This is a genomic window from Pseudomonas sp. Pse1, assembly GCF_024519635.1.
Taxonomy (GTDB): Bacteria; Pseudomonadota; Gammaproteobacteria; order Pseudomonadales; family Pseudomonadaceae; genus Aquipseudomonas.
The window spans coordinates 530,486-555,529 of the sequence record NZ_JALJRO010000001.1 but is presented as its reverse complement, the minus strand read 5'-3'; the positions used below and the strand labels follow the sequence as shown (position 1 = coordinate 555,529).

At 63.9% G+C, this 25,044-nt stretch carries 17 protein-coding genes and 1 pseudogene; 13 read left to right on the top strand and 5 right to left on the bottom strand.

What is annotated here, in order from left to right; translation table 11 throughout:
* Positions 1–15 precede the first annotated feature (15 nt).
* Positions 16–1,269, bottom strand: coding sequence for a multidrug efflux RND transporter periplasmic adaptor subunit MexE (gene mexE / locus NR126_RS02380; RefSeq protein ID WP_027620780.1), 1,254 nt, complete (start codon positions 1,267–1,269; stop codon positions 16–18).
* 170 nt (positions 1,270–1,439) lie between these two features.
* Positions 1,440–2,417 carry a LysR family transcriptional regulator gene (locus NR126_RS02375; RefSeq protein ID WP_027620781.1) on the bottom strand — a complete coding sequence of 326 codons (978 nt, stop codon included), beginning with the start codon at positions 2,415–2,417 and terminating at the stop codon, positions 1,440–1,442.
* A gap of 158 nt (positions 2,418–2,575) precedes the next feature.
* Here NR126_RS02375 and NR126_RS02370 point away from each other — a divergent pair, with 158 nt between their 5' ends.
* The 5 genes from NR126_RS02370 (at position 2,576) to NR126_RS02350 (ending at position 8,184) form a co-directional block, all read left to right on the top strand.
* Positions 2,576–3,886 (top strand): MFS transporter, encoded by a 1,311-nt coding sequence (locus NR126_RS02370; RefSeq protein WP_027620782.1) that lies wholly within the window; start codon positions 2,576–2,578, stop codon positions 3,884–3,886.
* Positions 3,886–4,638 (top strand): class II aldolase/adducin family protein, encoded by a 753-nt coding sequence (locus tag NR126_RS02365; RefSeq protein WP_256829613.1) that lies wholly within the window; start codon positions 3,886–3,888, stop codon positions 4,636–4,638. Before NR126_RS02370 ends, NR126_RS02365 begins: the two co-directional genes overlap by 1 nt.
* 2 nt (positions 4,639–4,640) lie before the next feature.
* Positions 4,641–5,573 (top strand): glyoxylate/hydroxypyruvate reductase A, encoded by a 933-nt coding sequence (locus NR126_RS02360; protein WP_256829612.1) that lies wholly within the window; start codon positions 4,641–4,643, stop codon positions 5,571–5,573.
* A gap of 72 nt (positions 5,574–5,645) precedes the next feature.
* Complete coding sequence (locus tag NR126_RS02355; protein WP_027620785.1) at positions 5,646–6,668, top strand: histone deacetylase family protein; 1,023 nt, start codon at positions 5,646–5,648, stop codon at positions 6,666–6,668.
* Positions 6,669–6,846: 178 nt separating this feature from the next.
* Entirely contained in the window at positions 6,847–8,184 is a 1,338-nt protein-coding gene (locus NR126_RS02350; protein WP_051550602.1) for an OprD family porin, read from the top strand.
* Between the two features lie 143 nt (positions 8,185–8,327).
* Here the strand turns inward: NR126_RS02350 and NR126_RS02345 are convergent, their stop codons facing one another.
* The 3 genes from NR126_RS02345 to NR126_RS02335 form a co-directional block, all read right to left on the bottom strand.
* On the bottom strand, positions 8,328–9,104 hold the full coding sequence (locus tag NR126_RS02345) for an SDR family NAD(P)-dependent oxidoreductase (RefSeq protein WP_256829611.1): 777 nt from the start codon (positions 9,102–9,104) through the stop codon (positions 8,328–8,330).
* The gene (locus NR126_RS02340; protein WP_256829610.1) at positions 9,104–11,215 is read right to left on the bottom strand and encodes a 3-hydroxyacyl-CoA dehydrogenase NAD-binding domain-containing protein; all 2,112 of its coding nucleotides are present in this window, start codon (positions 11,213–11,215) and stop codon (positions 9,104–9,106) included. Before NR126_RS02340 ends, NR126_RS02345 begins: the two co-directional genes overlap by 1 nt.
* A gap of 212 nt (positions 11,216–11,427) precedes the next feature.
* Entirely contained in the window at positions 11,428–13,230 is a 1,803-nt protein-coding gene (locus NR126_RS02335; protein ID WP_256829609.1) for an acyl-CoA dehydrogenase, read from the bottom strand.
* Between the two features lie 236 nt (positions 13,231–13,466).
* Here NR126_RS02335 and NR126_RS02330 point away from each other — a divergent pair, with 236 nt between their 5' ends.
* The 8 genes and pseudogenes from NR126_RS02330 (at position 13,467) to NR126_RS02300 (ending at position 24,910) form a co-directional block, all read left to right on the top strand.
* Positions 13,467–14,609: an acyl-CoA dehydrogenase family protein gene (locus NR126_RS02330; RefSeq protein WP_256829608.1), complete on the top strand. Its 1,143-nt coding sequence runs from the start codon at positions 13,467–13,469 to the stop codon at positions 14,607–14,609.
* Positions 14,610–14,852: 243 nt separating this feature from the next.
* On the top strand, positions 14,853–17,534 hold the full coding sequence (locus NR126_RS02325) for a LuxR C-terminal-related transcriptional regulator (protein WP_256829607.1): 2,682 nt from the start codon (positions 14,853–14,855) through the stop codon (positions 17,532–17,534).
* 285 nt (positions 17,535–17,819) lie between these two features.
* Positions 17,820–18,965, top strand: coding sequence for an acyl-CoA dehydrogenase family protein (locus NR126_RS02320; protein ID WP_256829606.1), 1,146 nt, complete (start codon positions 17,820–17,822; stop codon positions 18,963–18,965).
* 32 nt (positions 18,966–18,997) lie between these two features.
* Entirely contained in the window at positions 18,998–20,140 is a 1,143-nt protein-coding gene (locus NR126_RS02315) for an acyl-CoA dehydrogenase family protein (protein WP_256829644.1), read from the top strand.
* 23 nt (positions 20,141–20,163) lie between these two features.
* Positions 20,164–21,066, top strand: a pseudogene (locus NR126_RS28730) (SDR family oxidoreductase); the annotation flags it as partial.
* Positions 21,061–21,984: a MaoC/PaaZ C-terminal domain-containing protein gene (locus NR126_RS28725; protein WP_306218662.1), complete on the top strand. Its 924-nt coding sequence runs from the start codon at positions 21,061–21,063 to the stop codon at positions 21,982–21,984. The pseudogene NR126_RS28730 and the gene NR126_RS28725, both read left to right, overlap by 6 nt.
* 59 nt (positions 21,985–22,043) lie before the next feature.
* Positions 22,044–23,150, top strand: coding sequence for a lipid-transfer protein (locus NR126_RS02305; protein WP_256829604.1), 1,107 nt, complete (start codon positions 22,044–22,046; stop codon positions 23,148–23,150).
* 62 nt (positions 23,151–23,212) lie between these two features.
* Complete coding sequence (locus NR126_RS02300) at positions 23,213–24,910, top strand: AMP-binding protein (RefSeq protein ID WP_256829603.1); 1,698 nt, start codon at positions 23,213–23,215, stop codon at positions 24,908–24,910.
* Positions 24,911–25,044 lie beyond the last annotated feature (134 nt).

Sequence of the window (25,044 nt, the reverse complement as noted above, 5' to 3'; positions counted from 1 at the left end):
TGGAGTCTGTATCCCTTAACCGCGTGGAGTCGCAGCGGCGAGCTTCACAGCCGCACCCGGCGCAACCTTGGCAGGCGCGACTTGGGGCAGGTTGCTGGCTTCGAGCGCCTGGCGTTGTTGGGCGAGGGCGGCGAGGGTTTCCTGGCTGGCCATCTGCACCACTTCAGGGGTCACCGGCGAGCCTGGACGCACCCGCTGCAAGCCCTTGACGATGATCGTGTCGTCCTTGTTCAAGCCGCTGCGCACGATGCGCAGGCCTTCGATCTTCGGCCCCAGTTCCACCGAGCGGTAAACCGAGTTGTTATTGCCGTCCATCACCAGCACGAACTTCTTGCCGAGGTCGGTGCCCACCGCTTCGTCGGTGATCAGCACCGCCGAATAGGTGCCGCTGCCCACCAGTTTCAGGCGTGCATACAGGCCCGGTGTGTATTCGCCCTTGCTGTTGTCGAACACCGCGCGACCTCGAATGGTGCCGGTCTTGGGATTGACCTGGTTGTCGAGGAAGTTCATCTGGCCCAGATGCGGGTTGCCGTCTTCGTTGGACAGACCGAGGTACACCGGGGTGCTCTGGCCGCGTTGACCCTGGCGGGCGAGCTGGCTGTACTTGAGGAACACCCGCTCATCGGCGTCGAAGTAGGCGTAGACCTTGTCGGTGGAAACCACGCTGGTCAGCGCGGTGACATCGGCGGTAACCAGGTTGCCGGCGGTGATTTCTGCACGGCTGACGCGGCCACTGATCGGCGCGGTGACCCGGGTGAAGCTCAGATTGAGCTTAGCCAGGTCCAGTTGTGCCTGAATCGCGCCGACTGCAGCCCGGGCTTCCTGGGCGGCGCTGGTGCGCGAGTCGGCCAACTCGGCGGAAATCGCATTGCTGGTACGCAGGCGCTCGCCGCGCTGGGCTTCGTTTTCACTGCGAGTGGCGTTGGCGCGACCTTGGGCCACCAGTGCTTCGAGGCGGCGGACTTCAGCCTGGAACGGCCGTGGGTCGATCTGAAACAGCAAATCACCCTTTTTCACCAGGGCGCCTTCGCTGAAGGCCACTTCATCAATCTGCCCGGAGACCCGTGGACGGATCTCCACGGTTTCCGGCGCTTCGAGGCGGCCGGTGAACTCATCCCACTCGTTGACCGGCTGCTCCAGCACCTTGGCCACACTGACCTTGGCCGGCGGCATCGAACCGGCTGTTTCCGGGGCTTTGCCGCAGGCGCTCATGACCAGCACGGCAAGGGCGGCCAAGGGCAAGCGCAAATGTTTGAGAGACTGTTCCATGGATAACTCCGCCACTGTATTGAGATGGGCGGATAATGCGTCGCGAGGCTCTATCTCACGAATCGAATGAGGCGAAGGTAACTATCATTCGGAATGATATAAGCGCGGGGGAGCCATCGCTAGCAGGCTAGCTCCCACACGGGCATAAATACATGGTCAACCCACCCTAACTAAAACCGCTCCGCCATATCCGTCACCATCAACATCTGCTCAAACCGCTCCAGAAACACCGACTCAGCCCGAGTCAGCTTCTGCTCACGGTTCCACAGCAAATACACGTTCACATCAATCACCCCCTCAGCCGGCGGCAGGCGCCAGACTTCGCCGGCCTGCACGTCATCCTCGACGATGTGCTCCGGCAGGCAACCGATGCCATAACCCGCACCCACCAAGCGGCGGATCTCGTCGAGGCTCGGGGTCGAGGCGACGATGCGTCCGGTGAACCCCTGCTGATCACGAAACACCGTCAGCGGAGACAGGTTGCCGCCAATCTGGTCGCTGGTAAAACTGACAAAATTCTCACTCTGCAAGTCCGCCAGGGTCAGGTTAGTGCGGCCAAACAAGCGGTGACGCTTGCCGCAGAAAAACGCATAGCGCTGCTGCAACAGTACCCGCTGCTCCAGTTTCGGCTGCGGCGTGCGGCACAGGCTCAGGCCGAACGAAGCGGTTTTCTGCAACAGCGCGCTGGCCACATCGGAGCTGCGCAGCACGTCCACTTCAAATTCCACCTGCGGGAACTCAAGGTGAAACTGGGCGAGGAATTCATCGTAGCAGCGCGACTGGATACGGCTGATGGTCAGCATGCGGATCTTGCCCACCACCGTCTCGGCGGGTGAATCCAGAGCCGGGCCGAGACGCGAGACCGTGCCGTACAGTTCGGCAGCGATCTGCATCACTTCTTCACCGGCCTTCGACAGGCTGATGCGCGGCCCGCGGCGCACCACCAGCGCGCTGTCCAGTTGCTCTTCGAGGCGGCGCAGGGCCTGGCTGACGGCCGGCTGGCTCAGGTGCAGGCGGGCGGCAGCGCGGCTGATGCTGCCTTCCTGGCCAATCACCAGGAAGGTGCGCAACAGGTTCCAGTCGAGGCGGTCGTTGAGAAAACGCTTGGCGTCGGGAGCACGTAACACGGGGGAAGAGGGCGTGGTCATTATTGTGCTGGCTTATACTTGAGTATTTAGATTAGAAGCTTTTCCTAGCATAGGGCTTGGCGCAAGATCCAGCAACGCACCGCCAGAGTGCGAACAACATGCCCAGGGCATGACCCGACTTTCCTCCTGCTTATAACAATGACGCCCAGGAGCCTCAGATGACGCATACCCCCTCAAGCCCGCGCCGTGCCGCGGCAGCGGCCTTTATCGGCACCACCATCGAATTCTACGACTTCTACATCTATGCCTTCGCGGCAGCGCTGGTTCTTGGCCAACTGTTCTTCCCCAGTGAAAACCCGATGCTCAGCACCATGGCGGCGTTCGGCAGCTTCGCCGTGGGCTTTATCGCCCGGCCGTTCGCCGGCATGGTCTTCGGTCACCTCGGTGATCGCCTCGGGCGCAAGAAAATGCTCCTGCTGACCATCGTCCTGATGGGCGTCGCCACTACCTGCATCGGCCTGTTGCCGACCTACGCCCAGGCCGGTATCTGGGCACCCATCGGCCTGGTGTTCCTGCGCTTGCTGCAAGGCATCTCGGTCGGTGGCGAGTGGGGCGGGGCGGTGTTGATGGCCAGCGAACACGCACCCAAGGGACGCAAAGTGTTCTTCGCCTCGTTCGCCCAGTGGGGCAGCCCGGCGGGCCTGTTGTTGGCGTTGATCGCCTTCCGTTGCATCAGCTCCATGGAGCAGGACGCGCTGATGAGTTGGGGCTGGCGGATTCCGTTCCTGATGAGCGGGGTGCTGATGATGGTCGGCCTGGCTATTCGTTTCGGCGTGCCGGAATCGCCGGAGTTCGCCGAGGTCAAGGACAGCGGCCAGACCGTCGCAAACCCAGTGCTGGAAGTGATCCGCAAGGACTGGAAAAGCATTCTGTTCGCAGCCCTGGCAGTGACCATTGGCTCCGGCGGTTTCTTCTTCACCAACACCTTCATGATCACCTACGTCACCCAGTATCAGGGCATCGCCAAGACCACCATCCTCGACTGCCTGTTCGTGGTCACCATCCTGCAGTTTCTCTCCCAACCCTGCTCGGCACTGCTCGCCGAACGCCTCGGCGAGGGGCGCTTTCTCAAGTGGGTGGCGAGCCTGTGCATCCTGGTGCCGTACCCGATGTTCCTGCTGGTGCAGACCGGCAATCTGTTCTACATGACCGCCGGCATCGCCTTGGCCGTACTGCTGTTGGCGGCGCTGTACGCGGTGATCGCCGGCTACATGGCCGAAGCCTTTCATGCCCGGGTGCGCTACTCCGGCATCTCGATCGCCTACCAGTTAGGCAGCGGCTTGACCGGTGGCCTGACCCCGCTGATCGGCACCTTCCTCGCCGGCTACTTCGCCGGGCAGTGGTGGCCGCTGGCAATTTTCTTCAGCGTGCTGGCTGTGATGTCGCTGGTTGGCGTACTCGGCCTGGCACATCTGCGTAGCGCCAATGCCAGGCCGCTGCCGCTGACTGTTTCCCAAGGAGCTGTTTAATGAGCAAGCCCACTGGCATGTCCGAGATCGAATGGCAGTCGCGCTGCGAACTGGCGGCGCTGTATCGGCTGATCGCCTACTACCGTATGACCGACCTGATCGACACCCACATCACCCTGCGGGTGCCGGGACCGCAGCGACATTTCCTGATCAATCGCTACGGCGTGGCGTTCGAGAAAATGCGTGCCAGCGACCTGGTGCTAATCGACCTGGAAGGGAAGGTGATCGACAGCCATGCCAGCGGCCACGTCAACGCAGCCGGCTTCGTCATCCATTCGGCGATCCATGAGGCGCGTCCGGACCTGCACTGCATCATCCATACCCACACCGCAGCGGGCATGGCGGTGGCGGCCCAGCGCGATGGTCTGTTGCCGCTGACCCAGCACGCGCTGAAGTTCTACGGCAACCTGGCGTACCACACCTACGAAGGCATCGCCCTGTCGATGGCCGAGCGCGAGCGACTGGTGGCGGATCTCGGTTCGCACAAGGCGATGATCCTGCGCAACCACGGCCTGCTGGCGGCCGGCGGTAGCGTGGCGGCGGCGTTCCACGAGATCTACTTCCTCGAACGTGCCTGCCAGGCACAGATCCAGGCGCTGTCCTGTGGCGTGGCGCTGAACATTCCCGATGAAGCCGTGTGTCGACACACTGCCGCGCAGTTTGGCCGTGACGGCATCGACGGGATTATCGACCTGGCCTGGCAGGCGGCGCTCAGTCTGATCGACGGGCAGCGTGCCGAGTGGTGCAGCTGACCATGGCCGCTATCGTCTTGTTATGCCAGAACCCGGCGCTGACCGATTGGCTGGCCACGCTTTTCGCCCGCCATGCGCCAGAGTTGCCGGTGTTGCGCCCTGAAGATCCCGGTGCGGACCAGGCCGAGGTTGCGCTGTGCTGGTTTCCCCCGGCGGGCAGCCTCGGCGCCCTGGGCAACCTGCGCCTGGTCTATTCGATTGGCTCGGGGGTCGATCACCTGGCCCAGGACCCGTCGCGCGATCCGTCGGTGCCGGTGTGCCGCGTGGTCGATCCGGATCACACCCTGGGCATGAGCGAGTACGTGCACTGGGGCGTGCTGCACTTTCATCGCGGCTTCGACCAGGTCATCGCCGGCCACCCCCGGCAACACTGGCAGCGCCCAGTGCAGCGCAAGGCTGAGGATTTCAGGGTCGGGGTCATGGGCCTGGGGGCGATTGGCGCGCCGGTGGCCGTGCGTCTGGCCGAGGCCGGCTACGCTGTGCGCGGTTGGGCGCGGACGCCCCGGCTGATTGACGGCGTCAGCACCTTTGACGGCGCCGCCGCGCTGCCGGCATTTCTGGAAGAGCTGGATGTGCTGGTCAACCTGCTGCCGCTGACCGCCGCCACCGAAGGCGTGCTGGGTCGCGAGGTGTTCCGGCACATGGCGCCGGGCAGCGCGCTGATCAACTGCGGTCGTGGCCAACACCTGAATCACCCGGACCTGCAGCAGGCCCTGGCCAGTGGGCAGTTGCGCGGTGCCTTGCTCGATGTGTTCGAGCAGGAACCGTTGCCCGCGGATTCGCCGCTGTGGCGCACGCCGGGGGTCTGGGTGACGCCGCACATGGCGTCCGCCGCCTCGGACCTGTGCATCGCCCGGCAGGTGAGCGACAACGTGGTGCGGCTGAGTGCAGGGCTGACATTGAACAATCTGGTCGATCCCGAACAGGGTTATTGAACGGACAACGGATTAATCACTGCGCTCGCCAGTGGGTCTGGCGCGCAGTCTGAAACGGCATGAGGTTCATCTATGAAGACGTTTTTCCACCCGGCCCAGCGCCTGCACCATCCTCGTTCCTACCTGTCGCGCGGGCAGATGCGTGAGCCGCAGGAGATCCCTCAACGCATCGATCCGCTGCTGGCGGTGGTCGAGCAACTGGGTTACCCGCTGCTGGAACCGGCCGACCACGGCCAGGCGCCGCTCGCTGCGGTGCACAGCCCGGCCTACCTGGACTACCTGAGCAGCGCCTACCAGCAGTGGCACGAAGTGCCGGAGGATTGGGGCGACGAGGTGATGTCGAACATCTATATCCGCGAAGGCAATCCACTGCGCGGAATCCTCGGCAAGACCGCGCGTTACCTGGCCGATGGCAGTTGCCCGATTGGCCGGCACACCTGGCAGGCGGCCTACTGGTCGGCGCAGAGTGCAGTGGCCGCAGCCCACGCGATTATCGAAGGCGACCAGGCGGCTTACGCCCTGTGCCGTCCACCTGGGCACCATGCCCGGGCCGAGGGCGCAGGCGGTTTCTGCTTCCTCAACAACGCGGCGATTGCCGCTCAGGTGTTGCGCGGCAAGTTTGCCAAGGTCGCGGTGCTCGACACCGACATGCACCACGGCCAGGGCATCCAGGAGATCTTCTACGAGCGCGACGATGTGCTCTACGTGTCGATCCATGGCGATCCGACCAACTTTTACCCGGTGGTGGCCGGTTTCGACGATGAGATTGGCACAGGGCGTGGCGAGGGCTTTAACCTCAATCTGCCCATGGCCCACGGCTCCAGCGAGGCGGATTTCTTCGCTTGCATGGATCAGGCAGAGACGGCACTGCGCGACTTTGCCCCGGACGTACTGGTGTTGTCCCTGGGCTTCGACATCTATGAAAACGATCCGCAGTCCAAAGTCGCTGTCACCCACGAAGGCTTCCGCATCCTCGGCCAGCGGATCAAGGCCCTCGGCCTGCCGTGCGTGGTGGTGCAGGAGGGCGGCTACGACATCGCCACCCTCGACGAAAACGCCAAGCGCTTCTTCGACGGTTTGACCGCTTCACGCTGATGGCTTTTCCCCGGGCTGCTGGCCGGCCCGGGCACTCCCTAAAACAACAAGGGTGCAACTTTCGCCTCGGCGCAAGTTAGCGGTCGGGCTTGCTGCTGCCTGATCCACAGACACCTGGTCAATAACAATAAAAATTCAACGCTGCCGTTATTCAACGTTGGCAATAAGGAACAACACCATGTGGTTCAAACTTTTTACCTTGATGGCCGGCGCCAGTGTCTGCCTGAACAGTGCAACCGTGAGCGCGGCTGAATCGGGCTTTATTGAAGACAGCAGCACTTCGGTGGGGCTGCGCAACTTCTACTGGAACGCCGATAACCGTAACGGCAGTTACCGCAACCCAGAGGGCGAGCGGCAAAGTTATCGCCAGGAGTGGGCACAAGGGGTGCTGGCCAAGTTCAACTCCGGTTTTACCCAGGGCTTGGTGGGGTTTGGCCTGGATGCGCATTACATGGGCGCCCTGAAGCTCGATGGCGGCAATGGCCGGGTCGGTGATGGCATCGGTAATGGCGGCATCGTCTCGCGGGATAACGACGGCGAGCCGAAAAGCGGCTACTCCAAGGCCGGTGGCGCGGTGAAGATGCGTGTTGGTCAGACTGAACTGGCCTACGGCGACCTGTTCCCCGATTCGCCGGTGCTCAAGTACGGTGATATTCGTCTGCTGCCACAAACCCTCAGGGGTTGGAATGCCACGGACCGCTCAATTGAAGGCTTGACCCTGAGTGGCGGGCGGTTTGTTTCCAGCAGCGATCGGGCGCAACCGAATCACGGTGGGGATCTGGGCACGGCTTACAGCGGGCGTCAGCCGGACAGTGAGTTTGTCAGTTACTACGGCGGTATTTATAGCGGGATCAATAACGTCAAGATCAAACTCTTCGGTTCCGAACTGGACGATATCTGGAATCAGCAATTTGCCTCGATTGATTATCGCCTGCCATTAAATGTCGGCGGTGTGGTTAACACCGGGGTCAATTACTACCGCACCCGTAATACCGGCGCGGCGTTGTTGGGGGATATTCGCAACGATGCCTGGAGCACCCGGGTGGGGTATGCGCTGGCCGGGCACAAGTTTGAATTGGCGTATACGCAGATCGATGGCGACCAGCCCTTTGACTATGTCTGGAACAGTTTTGATATTGAACTGGATGCAGCGTCCCAGGGCAGTGACTTCAACAGCCCCAACGAAAAGGCCTGGAGTGCCCGCTATGACCTGGATGCCGCCGTGCTCGGCGTACCCGGCCTGACCTTCACCGCCCGCTACATTCGCGGTACCGACATCGACGGCCGCGATGCCGGCGGCGCCTATTCGCGCTACCAGGCGGTGCGCGACGGTTCGCAGTGGGAGCGTGATCTGTGGGTCAAGTACGTGGTGCAGTCAGGCCCGGCGAAAAACCTTTCGCTACGCCTGATGCTCGCCTCGATGCGCACCGGCGGGGATTATGGCGCGATTGCCAATGACCTCGACCAGACGCGGATCATCCTCGATTACCCGTTGGATCTGGGGTTTCTGAAGTAAGACCCGAAACAATTCAGCCCCTGTGGGAGCGGGCCCGCGATGCAGAGTGTCAGGCGCTGCAGATGTATGAATCTGCCGGCCCCATCGCGAGCAGGCTCGCTCCCACAGGTTGCACACAAACAGCTCATCGACACTGGCCGCCGTTACAAACTCCCCACCAAATGCCCACCATCCACCGCCAGCACCGCGCCGGTCATGAAGGCGCCGGCGTCGCTGGCCAGCAGCAGGAACGGGCCTTCCAGTTCTTTCAGGTTGCCCAGGCGGTGCATCGGCACGATGTCGCGGATGTAGGTCTGGCCCTTGTCGCTGTCGAACCAGGCATCGTTCATCTCGGTCTTGAAGTAACCGGGGGCGATGGCATTCACCCGGATCCGATGGCGCGCCAGTTCCAGGGCCAGCGACTTGCTCAATTGCACCACCCCGGCCTTGGCCGCGCTGTAATGGCTGTAGCCGGTGCCCACGCGCAGGCCGAGGATCGAAGCAATGTTGATGATGCTGCCCGGGCGCTGGGCCTTGGCCAGGCGTTGTGCGGCGCATTGGGCCACGCGCCAGACACCGTCGAGGTTGGTCGAAAGCATGGCCCGCCAATCTTCCTCGCTGACCTCCAGCACACGCTGGCCATTGCCGATCCCGGCATTGTTCAGCACCACATCCACCACCCCCAACTGCGCCTCGGCGGCATCGAACGCCGTCTCGACACTGGCGCGGTCGGTGACATCCATGGCCACCGCCAACGCCACGCCGCCCTCGAAGCGAATGTCATCGGCCAATTGCTGTAGCCGCTCGACGCGCCGCGCGGCCAGCACCACCCGGGCGCCAGCGTTGCTGGCGACCCGTGCGAGGTGGGCGCCGATGCCGCTGGAGGCGCCGGTGATCAGCACGGTCTTGCCGCTCAAGGAAAACTGCTTCAACACATCCATCACAGCACCTCAATGCGGGTCTTGCCGGCTGCCACCAGACGCTCCAGCAGGGGCGCAGGTTGGAACCACATCTCACCGTACTCTCCGAGGGTTTTGCGGTAATGGGCAATACCGGCCAACACCACCTCCAGGCCAATCTGCTCGGCATAGTGCAGCGGCCCGCCGAGCCAGGCCGGGAAACCGTAGCCGTTGATCCACACAAGATCAACATCGCCACTGCGTTCGGCAATGCCTTCGTCGAGCAACTGGATGCCTTCATTGATCAACATGTACAGGCAGCGCTGATGAATTTCCTCGGTGCTGATCGACCGGCGCGGAATATCCAGTTCGCCGGCAATGCGCTCGGCCAGGGTGATCACCTCGAAGTCGTCCTTGCGCTCGCGGCCTTCATAGAGATAGGCGCCGCGTCGGGTCTTCTGGCCGAAACGCCCAAGGGCGTTCAACTCGTCGGCGATCCGGCAGTAACTCGGGTCATGGGCGATGGCATCGCGGCGCGACTCGCGGACCAGGTAGCTGACGTCGATCCCGGCCAGGTCGTGCATCGCCATGACTCCCATAGCCAGGCCGAGATCGGTCAGCACCTGATCGATCTGCGCCGGCGCCGCCCCCTCCAGCACCAGGCGATGGGCTTCGCGGGAGTAGGGTTCAAGCATGCGATTGCCGATAAAGCCGAAGCACACGCCGGACACCACCGGGATCTTGCCGATGGTCTTGCCCAATTTCAGCACGGTCGCCAACACCTCGGGCGCGGTGTGCTGGCCGCGCACCACTTCGAGCAGGCGCATGACGTTGGCCGGGCTGAAAAAGTGCAGGCCGATCACGTCCTGCGGGCGTCGGGTGACGGCGGCGATCTGGTCGACATCGAGGGTCGAGGTGTTGCTGGCGAGGATCGCCCCGGGTTTACACACCTCATCCAGGGTGCGGAACACTTGCTGTTTGATCGGCAGGCTTTCGAACACTGCTTCGATCACCAGATCGCACTGGGCAATGTCGGCGCAATCGAGGGTGCCGGTCAGCAGGGCCATGCGCCGGTCGAGCTCGGCCTCGGTCAGCTTGCCGCGCTGGACGCTGGTGGCGTAGTTGTCGCGAATCTGCCCGAGACCACGCTCCAGGGCGTCGGGCTTGAGTTCCAGCAGGGTCACCGGAATGCCGGCGTTGGCGAAGTTCATGGCAATCCCGCCGCCCATGGTGCCGGCGCCGATCACCGCGACGCTGGCCACCCGACGCAGGGCGGTGCTTGGGCTGACACCTTTGACCTTGCCGGCTTCGCGCTCGGCAAAGAACACGTGGCGCAGGGCGGTGGACTGGCTCGAGGCTTCGGCTTCCTTGAACAGTACGACCTCACGCTGCAGCCCGGCCTCCAGTGGCAGCACGCAGGCCGATTCGACTGCTGCCAGCACCAGGCGCGGCGCCAGGCGATTTTTCCAACGCGGTTCGTGGCTGGCGCGGTAGCGGCGGAAAAAGTCTTCGGGCAGGCCGGCGGCGGGGTGTGCATGGGGTTCGGCCGGACGGGCTGGCGCAGCGTTGCCGATCAACTCGCCGGCGAACTGGCGGGCTTGATCGAGTAGCTGGCTGTCGTTGTCGCCGAGCCGATCAATCAAGCCAAGCTCCAAAGCCTGGGCCGCGCTGATGGGCTGACCGGACATCATCATCTCCAGCGCTGGCTCGGCACCGATCAGCCGTGGCAGACGCTGGGTACCGCCGGCACCCGGCAACAGCCCCAGGTTGATTTCCGGCAGGCCGAGGCGACTGCCGCTTGCCGCGATGCGGTAGCCGCAGGCCAGGGCCAGCTCGAGGCCGCCACCGAGGGCGAAGCGTTCGATGCAGGCAATCAGCGGCTTGTCGATCTGGCTCAGGCGCTGCAGCGCGTCAGGCAGGGCTGGGGCGGCAAATGCGCCGGGCTGACCGAATTCGCTGATATCGGCGCCGGCACAGAACACGCCGTTGGCGCCGTGGATGATGATCGCCGATACCGCAGGGTCACCGGCGGCGCGCTCGCAGGCCTGGAGCAGGGCTGCGCGCAGGGGTTGGCCGAGGGCGTTGACCGGGGGTGCGGCCAGGCCGATCAGGGCGAGGTTGGCTTCGAGGTGGTAGGTGATCAAGGGGCTCATGGGGAATTCCTGAAATTCATAAAAAGGATCAACCGGTGACTGCGGTCCCTGTAGGAGCGAGCCTGCTCGCGAAAAGCTCAAGGGCGCCGCGATCCGTCTGAGAGCGATGCGCTATCGTTGACGCTTTTCGCTGGCAAGCCAGCTCCTACAGGGATCCCGGGTAGCCAGCACCCACACGGGGGGCAGCAAGTCCGCTCCTGCGGGGACGTGGCTCAGAACCAACTGTCGCGCATGTAATAGGCAACGTGATTCGCCTCGCTCAACAACCGCGCCTGGGCCGGCAGCGTTGCCAGCTCCCAGCTCATGAAGTAGTGCGCGGCCTGCAACTTGCCCTGGTAGAAATCCACATCGCTGCCAGCGGCGCCAGCCTCCAGCGCCGAGCTGGCGAGCAATGCCTGGCGCATCCAGATCCAGCCCACCACTACCCGGCCAAACAGGTCCAGATAGGGCGTGGCATTGACCAGGCCGAGGGTGGCATCGGCGGCGACTTGCGCCTGCAGGCTGGCGGTGACCTGTTCCAGCACGTTCAAGGCATCGGCCAGCAATGCGCCGAGTGGCGCGCAACGGCTGTCGTTGCTGGCCTCCATCAGCGTCGCGAGCACCTCGCTGACCAGCAGTCGATAACCGTCACCACCCCGTGGCCCCAACTTGCGGCCCAGCAAATCAATGGCCTGGATGCCTTCGGTGCCTTCATGGATCGGGTTCAGCCGGTTGTCGCGGTAGTACTGCTCCAGCGGGTACTCGCGGGTGTAGCCGGCGCCGCCGAGAATCTGCACGCCAATCTCCGAGGCTAGCAGGCCGTAGCGCGACGGGAAGGTCTTGACCACCGGGGTCAGCACGTCCAGCAGTTCGCCGGCATTGCATCGTTGCTCAGGGGTGGCGCCGGTATGCGCGTCCTCCACCAGACTGCTGGCGTACAGGCACAGGGCGAGGCTGCCTTCGGCATAGACTTTCTGCTGCAACAGCATCCGCCGCACATCGGCATGTTCGACGATCGGCACCTGCGGCGCAGCCGGATTCTTGTTGCCGGGCAGGCGGCCCTGGGGACGCTGGCGCGCATAGTCCAGCGCATGGATATAGCTCTGGTAGGCCAGGCTGGCGGCACCCAGACCCACGCCGATGCGCGCCTCGTTCATCATCTGGAACATGTAGCTCAAGCCCTGATGCGCTTCACCGATCAGGTAGCCGACCGCACCGTCACCCTCGCCAAAACTCAGCACGGTGGAGGTGGTGTTGCGATAGCCCATCTTGTGCAGCAGGCCGCCCAGGGCCACGTCATTGCGCGCGCCGACACGGCCGTCGACCTCCACCAGGAACTTCGGCACGAGGAACAGCGAAATGCCCTTGGTCCCGGCCGGCGCGCCGTCAATGCGCGCCAGCACCATATGGAGGATGTTCTCGGTCAACTCATGGTCGCCACCGGAAATGAACATCTTCTGCCCGAAGATCCGGTAGCTGCCGTTTTTCCCGGGGCGAGCGAGGGTGCGCAAGTCGCCCAGCGCTGAGCCCTGGCCAGGTTCGGTGAGGGCCATGGTGCCGCTGAAGCGGCCGTCGAGCATCGGCGCCAGGAAACGCTCGCGCAGGGCTGGACTGGCGAAGGCCTTGACCAGGTTGGTGGCGCCAATACTGAGGAACGAATAGGCCACGGTGGCGATGTTGGCCGCGTTGAAATACGCCATGCAAGCCCGTAGCAGTACCTCCGGCAATTGCAGGCCGCCGTCGGCGAAGTCGTGGTGGGCGGCGAGGAAACCGGCCTCGGCGAAGGCATCCCAGGCCAGTTTGGTCTCGGGGATCAAGTGCACACGCTGGCCATCGAAGGTCGGCTCGTTGGCATCGCCCTTGTGGTTGTGCGGGGCGAACAGCTCGCGGGCGATCTGCCGGGCAGTGCCGAGGGAGGCATCGAACACTTCGCGATCATGCTCGGCGTAGCGCGGGCGCTGCAGCAGCGCCTCGGTATCGAGCAACTCGTAGAGCTGGAAGCGCAACTCGCGCTCGTTGAGCAGCAGATCAGTCATGGCATCTCTCGTCAGACAGTGTCGCGTGGAGGGCTGGGAGAGGACTCGCGGCCCGTTGCAGGGGACCACCATAGGGCGTCGCTGCAGGCCGTTACCCCCTCCTTTGGAGTAGGCGCCGGGCATTGCACTTCACAGGTGCCGGGCCTACCCGCTTCGAGGGGGTAGGGCAACCGGCACGCGCCTTAAGGTGACGCAAAGGCGTTAGCCCACAGACCCCATCGCAGCCGAGGTTTTCCATGATTCCACGTACGCTCTTCGACCATGAGCATGAAGCGTTTCGCGCCACCGTCAGGCGCTTTCTCGATGAAGAGTGCGCACCTTTTCACGAGCAGTGGGAAGAGGATCACTTGGTGCCCCGGCAGATCTGGCAGCGTGCCGGCGAGCTCGGCATGCTCAACGCCACCACCCCCGAGGCCTATGGCGGCCTGGGCCTGGACCGGCGTTTTTCGATGGTCTGCGTCGAGGAAGTGGCGCGTGCCGGGCTGTCCGGCCTCAGCGGCTTCAACGTGCATGACATCTGCGCTGGCTACCTGATCAACTTCGGCACCGAAGAGCAGAAGCAGAAATGGCTGCCGAAAATGGCCAGCGGCGAAGTGATTACCGCCGTGGCCATGACCGAGCCCGACACCGGTTCCGACCTGCAGGCGGTGAAGACCCGCGCTGTGCTCGACGGAGATGACTACGTGATCAACGGCGCTAAAACCTTCATCTCCAACGGCACCAACTGCGATCTGGTGGTGGTCATCGCCAAGACCGGTAACAGCGGCAAGGGCTCGCGGGACATCTCGCTGATCCTGGTCGAAGCCGAGCGTGCCGGGCTGAGCAAATCCAAACCCCTGCGCAAGGTCGGCCTGCATGCCCAGGACACTACCATGCTGTTCTTCGAAGACGTGCGCGTGCCCAAGGCCAACGTGCTCGGCGGCGAGCCGGGGCAGGGCTTCTATCAATTGATGAAGGAGCTGGCGTGGGAGCGCCTGAGCATCGGCATCCTCGGGATTGCCGCGAGCCAGGCGGTGCTGGAGCAGACCATTGCTTATACCCGCGATCGCAAGGTGTTCGGCGCGCCGATCATCGAGTTCCAGAATTCGCGCTTCAAGCTGGCCGACCTGAAAACCGAAATTGTCATCGGCCAGGCCTACACCGACCGCTGCATGGAGTTGATCCTGCAACACCAACTGAGCCCCGAGGCCGCCGCAGCCGCCAAGCTCTGGTGCACCGAGTTGTATTCCAAAGTGGTCGATCAGTGCCTGCAACTGCACGGCGGCAACGGCTACATGCTGGAATACCCGGTGGCCCGGCATTACCTCGACAGCCGGGTCAACCGAATCTACGGCGGTGCCAACGACATCATGCGCGAACTGGTTGCGCGCAGCCTTTGAGTGACACCCGCCACCCCCTCGATTGTGGGGGGTGGCCTTGCGGCAATCCCGGCCACCATCGGCGCCAGAATGCAGCCAGGGTTGCTTTGCCTGGCTCGCGACACTGACACGTGCTGACTTTGGCGGCATTCGGGTCAATACTCCGAACACCGCCAGAACGTGGCCACACCTTGCAGATCCGCTTCGTACAGCGTTCGACCCGCTGTTTCACTGGATCCGGCAGGATCGGAGACCCGCCAGGACATGCATACCGACAAGCTGCTCGTATCGACCAAATTTGCTCCGCCGCGCATCGGCACCCAGACCATCCTGCGTGAACGCCTGCTGGAGGAACTGCGCGGCATCAGCCAGTGCCGCGTGGGCCTGATTACCGGCAGCCCGGGATTCGGCAAGTCCACGCTGTTGGCCCAGTGGCGCCAGGCGATGATGCGCAGCGGCGCCGAGGTGGCCTGGCTGGCACTGAGCGCCGATGACCGCCACGTGCCGATTTTCTTCGCCTACCTGCGTGGCGCCCTGCAACGCCTGGGCATTGCCCTGGACAGTGGCATCCCGTTGGAAGGCGCGCGCCCGGAGTTTATCGACGAGGTGGTGGCGGCCATCGTCGAAGGGGCTTCGTCGATCAACAAGGAACTGTTCCTGGTGATCGACGACTACCAGCACGTCAGCGATCCACGCTCCCATCAATTGATGCAGAAGCTGCTGGACCACAGCCCGGAGAACCTGCATTTCGTCATCTCCTCGCGGGTCGGACCGCCGCTGAGTTTCAGTCGCCTGCGCCTGAGCGGGCAGTTACTGGAACTGGATTGCGCGGCGTTGCCGTTCGATCTGGCCGAGTCGCGGGCCTTCCTCGAACAGAGCCTGGCGGCGCTGAAGCTGACCCCGGAAGAAGTGCACCAGATCCATGAGCTCACCAGCGGTTGGCCGGCGACTCTGCAACTGGTGATCATCCTCCTGCGCAGCGACCCACAGTCCCGCGGCGCCCTGCGTGACATGGGCTGGCGCTCGGACGACCTGCAGAGCTATCTGGCCGAAGACGTCATGGCCCATCTGTCGCCGGAACTGGCGTCGTTCATGGAAAGCATGAGCATCTGTCGCCGTTTCAACGCTTCGCTGGCGCAGGCAATCACCGCCGACAGCAACGCGCCGGCCATGCTCAAGCGCCTCGATGAAGACAACCTGCTGATCTTTCGTGTCGAGGCCGATGACCGCCAACCCTGGTATCGCTTTCACGCATTGTTCGGTGATTTTCTCGCCACGCGCCTGGCCCGTCGTGACCCGGCCGTGCAGACCGAGTTGCACACCCGGGCCGCCGCCTGGTTCGCCGAGCGCAAGCTGCTGGCCGAAGCGGTGCGGCACGCCACACTGGCAGGGGACTTGAATTACGCCGCCGAGTTGATCGAACGCGCCGCGCCGGCGACCTGGAGCCTGAGCCAACTAAGCCCGTTGTTGCGCCTGCTCGACCGCTTGCCACAAGAGGTGCTGTTCTCCCGGCCACGCCTGTTTTTCCTCGGCTGCCTGGCTTATGCCCTGACGGCGCGCCCGGCCAAGGCCGAGGTCTGGCTGGAGCAGTTCCAGCGCAGCGGTGCCGCGCAGCAGGCCGACGTCGCCAATCGCCTGCCGCTGGTGCAGGCCGCCATTGAGGTGCAGCGCGACCGCACCGAGCCGATCATCGTCTTGCTTGAAGGGTTTGAGGCGTTGCCCGATGACTATTCGGTGACGCGCTTTGGTGCGCCGGCGCTGTTGGCCATCGCCTACCTGGCGAGCGGGCGGATCGACGAGGCCTTGCAGTGCCTGGATGAAAAGCCGATTCCCGAGGCCGAGCGCGACGGTGAGATGGCCTTGATCGCGGAGGGCGCAAGGACCCTGTGTTACTTGCAGGCCGGGCAAATGCACGAAGCCGAGCGCATCGGTTCTGCCCAATTGGCGCGCGCGGTGAACGTGCATGGTCACCGCGCCGCCAGTGCCTATATCGGTGCCGCGACCCTCGCCGAGGTCTATCGCGAACTGGACCGTACCGACGAAGCGCGGGAAATTCTCGCCAATCGCAATGGCCTGCTGCAGTGGGCGATGCCCGACACCATGCTGCGCGCCACCCTCTGCCGCGCGCGCCTGGACCTGCTGCAAGACAGCGCCGCAGTGGCCATGGCCTTCCTCGAACGTCAGGAGCGTCACTTCCGTACCCTCGGCCTGGACCGGCCCCTGGCCCATTGCCTGGCCGAACAGGTGGCGATTGCCTTGTCCGAGCACGACCAGACACTGGCCCGTGACCGTGTCGCCAAGCTGCAGGTCTTGGCCGATAAGCACTGCGAATCACCGGGCTTCCAGGCCGATATCCCGGCAGTAGCGGCGCTGGCGCGTGCGCGGTTGATGCTGGCGACCCATTATCCGAGCAAAGCCCTCGAAGACCTGGCGATCCTCAGCGCCTATGCGAAAAAATTCGGTCGCGGCCAGTTGCTGGTCACCGGCCAGTTGCTCGAAGCCTGTGCCAAGGCCGATCTGCTGCAACCGGAACAGGCTCAGGGGCATTTGCTTGAAGCCTTGGCCCTGGGTCGGCGTCTGGGCTTGGTGCGGACCTTTATCGATGAGGGCGAGGTGCTGCGCAAGCTGTTCGGCACCTTGAGCAACGCGGCGTTAAACAGTGAGGACCAAGCTTATCTGGGGCGCCTGCTGGAGCGCTTCGGCCCGGGCGATGTCGGGCGCAGCAGCGAGTCTTCGGCCAATGGCCCAGCGTCGATGCTCACGCCTCGGGAGTTGGCGATCCTTGAATTGATCAGCCAGGCCATGGCCAACAAACGCGTGGCCCTGACCCTGAACATTTCCCTGGAAACGGTGAAGTGGAACCTGAAGAACATCTACGCCAAGCTCGGCGTTTCCAGCCGCTATGACGCGGTGTCCTGGGCGCGCAAACAGGGCCTGATCGAGTAACCGCGAGACACCGGCAGAACGAAGGGCAGGCACGTTGCGTGGACGTGGCCTGCCCTTCGTCTGCCGGTCTCCCGACGTGGCCAGTCTAGAGCTCGCGTCCGCTTGCCTGCCAACCCCGGAAGGGGGGCGCAGTCGACTGCCGTCAACCTCCGCCAATCCCCCCCACCCAGAGGGGGCGGCTCGGCCAACCCTGCTCCTATGATCGATCCATAGCCCCCGTAGAGGTGCAGTGCCGTGCATTGCTCCAGAGGTGGCAGAACGAAGACCTCAGGAGAGCAGCAGCCGATGATTGCGCGTAGCCTTTTTCAACATGAGCACGAGGAGTTTCGCAGCAGTGTGCGGCGCTTCCTGGCCGAGGAATGTGCGCCTTGCCTGGAGCAGTGGGAGGAAGACCATCGGGTCCCACGCTCGATCTGGGAACGTGCCGGTGCCCTCGGCATGCTCAACGCCACCACCCCGCAAGCCTACGGCGGAATGGGTCTGGACCGGCTGTTCTCGATGATCGCCACCGAGGAAATCTACCGCGCCGGCCAGGCGTCCGGGCTGATCGGCTTCGGCGTGCACGACATCGTCGCCGGTTACCTGGTGAACTTCGGCAGCGAGCAGCAAAAGCATGCCTGGCTGCCACGCATGGCCGTCGGTGAGGCCATTGGCGCGGTGGCAATGACCGAGCCGGACACCGGTTCCGACCTGCAGGCGGTCAAGACCCGCGCCGTGCTTGATGGCGACGATTACGTGATCAATGGCTCCAAGACCTTTATCTCCAACGGCAGCAACTGCGACGTCGTGGTGGTGGTCTGCAAGACCGGCAACAGCGGCAAGGGCGCCCAAGACATCTCGCTGATTCTGGTGGAAGCCGATCGTCCCGGTTTCAGCCGTTCTAAGCCGCTGCGCAAAGTCGGCCTGCACGCCCAGGACACCACCATGCTGTTCTTCGAGGACGTGCGGGTGCCCAGGGACAACCTGCTCGGCGGTGTGCCCGGCAAGGGCTTTATCCAGTTAATGAAGGAGCTGGCGTGGGAGCGTCTGTCGATCGCCATCAGCAGCGTCGCCGGGGCCAAGGCCGTGCTGGAAAGCACCCTGGACTACACCAAGGGCCGCACGGTGTTCGGCAAGCCGATCTTCGCCTTCCAGAACACCCGCTTCAAATTGGCCGACCTGCACATGCAGTTGGCGGTGTCGCAGAACTACGTCGACCAGTGCATGCAGGAGTGCCTGGCCCACCGCCTCAGCCCCGAGGCCGCCGCGGCCGCCAAGCTCTGGTGCTCGGACCTCTACACCAAGGTGGTCGACGAGTGCGTGCAGCTGCACGGCGGCAACGGCTACATGCTCGAGTATCCGGTGGCCCGGCACTACCTCGATCACCGCGTCCTGCGCATCGCCGGCGGCGCCAACGACATCATGAAAGATCTGGTCGGGCGCACGCTCTGAACCCGGCTGCAGAGGACTACCCAATGGAATATTTGATCCCCCGTACATTGTTCAGCGGCGAGCACGATGAGTTTCGCCGCGCCTGCCGGCGCTTCATGGAGCAGGAAGTCGCGCCGTTCCACGCCCAATGGGAAAAAGACAAATGCGTGCCCCGCGAGGTCTGGCGCAAGGCCGGCGAGCTGGGCATGTTGCTGCCGTCGATGCCCGAGGAATACGGCGGACCGGGCGCCGACCGGCTGTTCGACATGGTGTTCGCCGAGGAATTCATGCGCGTCGGCGCCTCCGGCCTGATCGGCTTCGGCGTCCACGGCCTGGTGGCGTTCTACATCCTCAACTACGGCACCGAGGCGCAGAAGCAAACCTGGTTGCCGGGAATGATTGCCGGCGAGATCGTCGGCGCCATCGCCATGACCGAGCCCAATACCGGCTCCGACCTGCAAGCGGTGCGCACCCGCGCCAGCCTCGAGGGCGGCGAGTACGTGCTCAACGGCTCGAAGACATTCATCTCCAACGGTGCGTCCTGCGACATCGCCATCGTGGTGTGCAAGACCGGCACCAGCGGCAAGGGCGCCCAGGACATCTCGCTGGTGATTGTCGAGAAGGAGCGCGAGGGTTTCGCCCGTTCACAGCCCCTGGAAAAGATCGGCCTGCATGCCCAGGACACCAGCATGTTGTTCTTCGACGATTGCCGGGTGCCTGCGGAAAACGTGCTCGGTGGCGCGCCGGGGCAGGGCTTCTACCAACTGATGCACGACCTGGCCTGGGAGCGGATTATCGGCGCCGTGGGCTTCCAGGCACAGGCCGAGGCGGCCCTGGACCACACCATCGATTACACCCGCACACGCATGGTGTTCGGCCAGCCGGTGCTGGATTTCCAGAACTCGCGTTTCACCCTCGCGCAACTCAAGACCGAAGTGCAGATCGGCCGTTCCTGGGTCGACGAGTGCATGGCCTTGCTGCTGCGCGGTGAACTGACGGCCGAGACGGCGGCGGTGGCCAAGTACTGGACCGCCGAGCTCAGCAGCCGGGTGGTGGACGCCTGCCTGCAACTGCACGGCGGCAACGGCTACATGACCGAATACCCGATCGCGCGGCTGTACCTCGATACCCGGGGCAACCGGATCTGGGGCGGCACCAACGAAATCATGAAAGAAATCATCGCTCGCACCTTGTGAGCACGACCATTGGGAGAACACACGTGTCTGAAGAAATTCGCTTCGACGGCAAAGTCGCCATCGTTACCGGCGCCGGCAACGGCCTGGGTCGCGCCCACGCCTTGCTGCTGGGTTCGCGCGGCGCCAAAGTGGTGGTCAATGACCTCGGGGTCAGCACCGAAGGCCTGGGTACTTCCAGCTCGGCGGCCGATGCGGTGGTCGCCGAAATCATCGCCCTGGGCGGCGAGGCGGTGGCCGACTATCACTCGGTGACCGAGGGTGAGAAGATCGTCGCCACGGCGCTGGAGGTGTTCGGCACCGTCGACATCCTGATCAACAACGCCGGCGTTTTGCGCGACAGTTCGTTCCACAAAATGACCGAAGAACAGTGGGACCTGATCCAAGAGGTCCACGTCAAGGGCGCCTTCCGCCTGACCCACGCCGTGTGGCCGATCATGCGCGACAAGGGCTACGGGCGCATCGTCATGACCGCCTCGGGCGCCGGCATCTATGGCAACTTCGGCCAGTGCAACTATTCCACCGCCAAGTCCGGGCTGATCGGCCTGGCCAACTCGCTGGCCATCGAAGGCGCGAGCAAGAACATCCGGGTCAACACCATTGCTCCGGTCGCCGCCTCGCGCATGGTCATCGCCAGCGGCCTGTTCCCGCAGGAATTGCACGACAAGGTCAAGGTCGAGGACTGCGCGCCGCTGGTGGGCTGGCTGTGCAGTGAAGCCTGCCTGGACACCGGCGGCCTGTTCGAGGTCGGTGGTGGCTTCCATGCCAAGTACCGTTGGGAGCGTTCCCATGGGCGCTTCTTGCATACCGAGACCCTCAGCCCGGAGCTGGTGCGGGATAACTGGTCGCGCATCACTCAGTTCGATGAGCACAGCGTGCATCACGTCGATGGCGGCGAAGGCTTGAAAGAACTGTTCACCCGCATGGAATCGCCGGCCAAGGGTGGCAACGCCTTCGTTGATATGGAAGTGGCGGCCAACGCCGTGTCGCTGCTGGAAACCGAGTACGACCAGAACGACGCCGCGCTCTACGCCCTGGCCGTTGGCGCCGCCAAGGACCCGCTGGACCGCGATGAGCTGAAGTACGTCAACGAGTTCCTCGGCGACGACTTCCGCGTGCTGCCGACCATGGCTGTTTTGCCCGCCACCGAAGTGTTCCTGCGTGCCGCCAAGTCCGGGGAACCCCAGCTCGAAGGCCTCAATGTGCCCTTCGCCAAGGGTCTGCACGGCGAGCAGTACACCGTGATGTACCGACCGTTGCCGCCCAAGGCCAAGCTCAAGCACAGCATGCGTCTGAAGTCGGCCATCGACAAAGGCAAGAGCACCGTCACCGTGCTGGCGATCGAGACCACCGACGAGCACGGCACGCCGTTGTTCTACAACGAGGTCACCGGTTTCTACCCGGGCGTACCGGGCGCCGGCTTGCAGCGAGTGCCCAGCGAAGAGCTCAACGTCGCGCCGGACCGTGCGCCTGACGCGGTGCTGGCGGACAAGACCGAGATCAACCAGGCGCTGCTGTATCGCCTGTGTGGTGACTGGAACCCGATGCACGTCGACCCGGACTACGCCGCCAAGGCAGGCTATGAGAAGCCTTTCCTGCACGGCCTGTGCACTTTCGGTTACCTCGGCCGCCATGTGATCAAGGCGTTCTGTGGCAACGACTCGCGGCTGTTCAAGAGCGTGCGTGCGCGCTTCGCTGCCATCGTGATGCCCGGTGACACCCTGGAAACCCGCATGTGGCGCGAGTCGCCGACGCGCATCCTGGTCGAGATGCGTGCCGTCGAGCGTGACGTGGTGGTGTTGAAAAATGGCGCGGTCGAACTGTTCGAGTCCGTGCCGGCCTCATAGCCGGGCACCTGCCGCTGCCAAGCATGGCCAGCGGCAGTTTTCTATTTCAGGAGAGCACCATGCAGCGTAGCGTCCATGTGATTGGTGTGGGAATGTCGCCTTTCAGTCCGGCCGTGCTGGGTCCTGATCCGGCGACCCTGATAGCGTCGACGATCGGCCAGGCGCTGATCGATGCCGGCTTGTCGGCGAGTGCCATCGGCGCAGTGCATGCGCTGTCGGACAGCGCCGATGGCGCGACGTTGCGCGGTGCCTTGCGCCGTACCGGGCTTGGGCAAGTGGCCTTGGCGCATTTTTCCGTGGGCAGTGGCGAGGCCAGTCGGCTGTTCGCCAATGCCTGCCAGGCCATCAGCCAGGGGCAGGTGCAAAGCATCCTGCTGCTGGGTGTGCAGGGCGCGCCCGCACAGGCCGCAGCGGCGGCCAGCGTCGAACAACTGGGGGCCGTCGCCCGTGCCTACATGGCGCGTTATCAAGCGCGGCGCGAGACTTTCGCGATGATCGCGGTGAAGGCCCGCCAGCATGCCGCGCACAATTCCCTGGCGGCCTTCAACCAGCTGCTGAGCCTGGAGCAGGTGCTGGATGCCGGAGTGATCGCCGCGCCTTTGACCCGTCCGCAAATTGCCCTGTCGTGTTCGGGGGCGGCGGCGTTGCTGATGTGTTCCAGCGAATTTGCCCAACGCCACTGCGCCGTCCCGCGGATTCGCATCGCGGCCCAGGCCTGTGTTGCGCCGCAGCAACTGACGGCTGCCGAGCAGGGGATGGGGTTTGGCTGTCTGGGCTATGACGTCAACGTCGCCGCCGCCCGCGAGCTGTATGAGCAGGCGGGCAGGGGGCCGCAGGAGGTCACCGTGTGCGAACTGCACGACAGCAGCAGCGTCAGCGAATTGCTACTCTACGAGGCATTGGGATTCTGCCTGGAAGGCAGTGCCGAGAAGATGGTCGAGGATGGCGACAACACCTATAGCGGCAACCTGGTGGTCAACCCGTGCGGCGGCCTGCTTGCCCAGGGCCACGCCGCAGCGGCCAGCGCCCTGGCGCAATCGATCGAGCTGGTGCGGCACTTGCGCGGCAGCGCCGGACGCCGTCAGGTGGTCGATGCACGGCTGGCGCTGCAACACCAGGCCGGCGACGACGGGACGGTGACTGCCACACTTTTTGAACGCGATTGAGACGGGCAACCAATAGAATAATTTCAATGGGTGGAACACCACCCACCGATGCAGGAACTGCGATGAACAACAACAATAAGCACGCCACACTGTTGCAGCGCTTCCTAGACTGGGAGCACAGCACCCCCGATTCCATTTATCTGACCCAGCCCTTGCTCGATGGCAGCGTCGAGGACTTCAGCTGGCGCCAGGTCGGTGACCAGGCGCGGCGCATGGCCGGGTATCTGCAGAGCCTGGACTTCCCGGCCAAGTCGACGATCGGGATTTTCGGCAAGAACAGCGCGCACTGGATCATTGCCGACCTGGCGATCTGGATGGCCGGCCACGTCAGCGTGCCGCTTTACGCGACGGCCAGCGTCGACACCGTGAAGTACGTGACGGAGCATGCCGAACTGCGGCTGATTTTCGTCGGTCGACTGGATGGCGATGCTGCCGGTTGGCACGCCGCCCGTGAGGGTGTGCCGGCTGACCTGCCGTTGATTGCGCTGCCGATGTCACCCTGTGACGAGGTGCCGGCCTGGGACTCGGTCATTGCCAACCAGGCGCCGTTGCAGGCCGTGTCGGTGGCCCGCCCGGGTGAGCTGGCGACGATCATCTACACCTCCGGCAGTACCGGCAATCCCAAGGGCGTGATGCATAGCTTCGGCGCGATGTTCGACGCGGTCGACGCGTCGGGTTGCCTATACAACGGCGGCCAGGGCACCCGTGCAAGCGACCGCTTGCTGTCGTACCTGCCGCTGGCGCACACCGCCGAGCGTGCGGTGGTCGAGTCGATTTCGCTGTACAGCGGTTGCCGGGTGTTCTTCAACCTGGGGCTGGAAACCTTCGCCGAAGACCTGCGCCGTGCGCGACCGACGATCTTTCTTTCGGTGCCGAGGTTGTGGAGCAAGTTTTACCAGAGCATCAATGAGCGGATTCCTGCGGCGGTCCAGGCGGCTGCGTTTGCCGATCCGCTGCAGGCACCGGCGATGAAAGCGCAGATCCTCGGCGCGTTGGGGCTGGATCAGGCGCATACCGGCTTGTCCGGCTCGGCGCCGTTGCCGGTGGCGGTGCTGGAGTGGTATCGCCAGCTCGGCCTGGAACTGCTCGAAGGCTATGGCATGTCGGAGAACTTCGGCATCTCCCATTTCAGCGTCGCCAGTCTGGTGCGCGTGGGGTATGTCGGCGCGAGCATGCCGGGCGTCGAGTGCCGTATTGGCGACAACAACGAGATCCTGGTGAAGAGCCCGGCGCAGATGCTCGGCTATTTCAAACAACCCGAACTGACCGCCGAGAGTTACACCGCCGATGGCCTGTTCCACACCGGCGATCGGGGTGAGCTCGACGAATGCGGGCGGCTGCGCATCACCGGGCGGGTCAAGGAGTTGTTCAAGACCGCCAAGGGCAAATACATCGCCCCGGTGCCGATCGAAGCGCTGCTCGGCAATCACCCTGGCATCGAGGCTTCCTGCATCACCGGCGTGGGCCTGCCGCAGCCGTTCGCGCTGCTCAGTGTGACGCCTGATCTACGCGCCACATTGGCTAGCGCCGAAGGCCGGGCAGCGGTTAGCGACTCGTTGGCGCAGTTGCTGGACCAGGTCAACCTGCAGCTCGAACCCCACGAGCGACTGGCTTGCCTGGTGGTAGTCGACGAACCCTGGAGTATTGGCAACGGCCTGCTGACCCCAACCCTGAAAATCCGCCGCAACCCGATTGAAGAGCGGCACCTGGATGGTGCCGAGGGCTGGGTGGGGAGTGGCAGCAAGGTGATTTTCCAGTAGGGTATCGAGGCAAAGAAAAAGGCCGATCCGGAGTGGGGATCGGCCTTTTTTTTGACTTGAAAAAGTCCCGAGGAGGCTGGACGCGGAATCTGTGCCTGGCCCAAGGGTCCTGTGGGAGCGGGCTTGCCCGCGAT

Bases quoted from the DNA above. Each gene is read 5' to 3' on its own strand.
- mexE (WP_027620780.1), bottom strand. From the start codon at position 1,269: ATGGAACAGTCTCTCAAACATTTGCGCTTGCCCTTGGCCGCCCTTGCC.
- NR126_RS02375 (WP_027620781.1), bottom strand. From the start codon at position 2,417: ATGACCACGCCCTCTTCCCCCGTGTTACGTGCTCCCGACGCCAAGCGT.
- NR126_RS02370 (WP_027620782.1), top strand. From the start codon at position 2,576: ATGACGCATACCCCCTCAAGCCCGCGCCGTGCCGCGGCAGCGGCCTTT.
- NR126_RS02365 (WP_256829613.1), top strand. From the start codon at position 3,886: ATGAGCAAGCCCACTGGCATGTCCGAGATCGAATGGCAGTCGCGCTGC.
- NR126_RS02360 (WP_256829612.1), top strand. From the start codon at position 4,641: ATGGCCGCTATCGTCTTGTTATGCCAGAACCCGGCGCTGACCGATTGG.
- NR126_RS02355 (WP_027620785.1), top strand. From the start codon at position 5,646: ATGAAGACGTTTTTCCACCCGGCCCAGCGCCTGCACCATCCTCGTTCC.
- NR126_RS02350 (WP_051550602.1), top strand. From the start codon at position 6,847: ATGTGGTTCAAACTTTTTACCTTGATGGCCGGCGCCAGTGTCTGCCTG.
- NR126_RS02345 (WP_256829611.1), bottom strand. From the start codon at position 9,104: ATGGATGTGTTGAAGCAGTTTTCCTTGAGCGGCAAGACCGTGCTGATC.
- NR126_RS02340 (WP_256829610.1), bottom strand. From the start codon at position 11,215: ATGAGCCCCTTGATCACCTACCACCTCGAAGCCAACCTCGCCCTGATC.
- NR126_RS02335 (WP_256829609.1), bottom strand. From the start codon at position 13,230: ATGACTGATCTGCTGCTCAACGAGCGCGAGTTGCGCTTCCAGCTCTAC.
- NR126_RS02330 (WP_256829608.1), top strand. From the start codon at position 13,467: ATGATTCCACGTACGCTCTTCGACCATGAGCATGAAGCGTTTCGCGCC.
- NR126_RS02325 (WP_256829607.1), top strand. From the start codon at position 14,853: ATGCATACCGACAAGCTGCTCGTATCGACCAAATTTGCTCCGCCGCGC.
- NR126_RS02320 (WP_256829606.1), top strand. From the start codon at position 17,820: ATGATTGCGCGTAGCCTTTTTCAACATGAGCACGAGGAGTTTCGCAGC.
- NR126_RS28725 (WP_306218662.1), top strand. From the start codon at position 21,061: ATGGAATCGCCGGCCAAGGGTGGCAACGCCTTCGTTGATATGGAAGTG.
- NR126_RS02305 (WP_256829604.1), top strand. From the start codon at position 22,044: ATGCAGCGTAGCGTCCATGTGATTGGTGTGGGAATGTCGCCTTTCAGT.
- NR126_RS02300 (WP_256829603.1), top strand. From the start codon at position 23,213: ATGAACAACAACAATAAGCACGCCACACTGTTGCAGCGCTTCCTAGAC.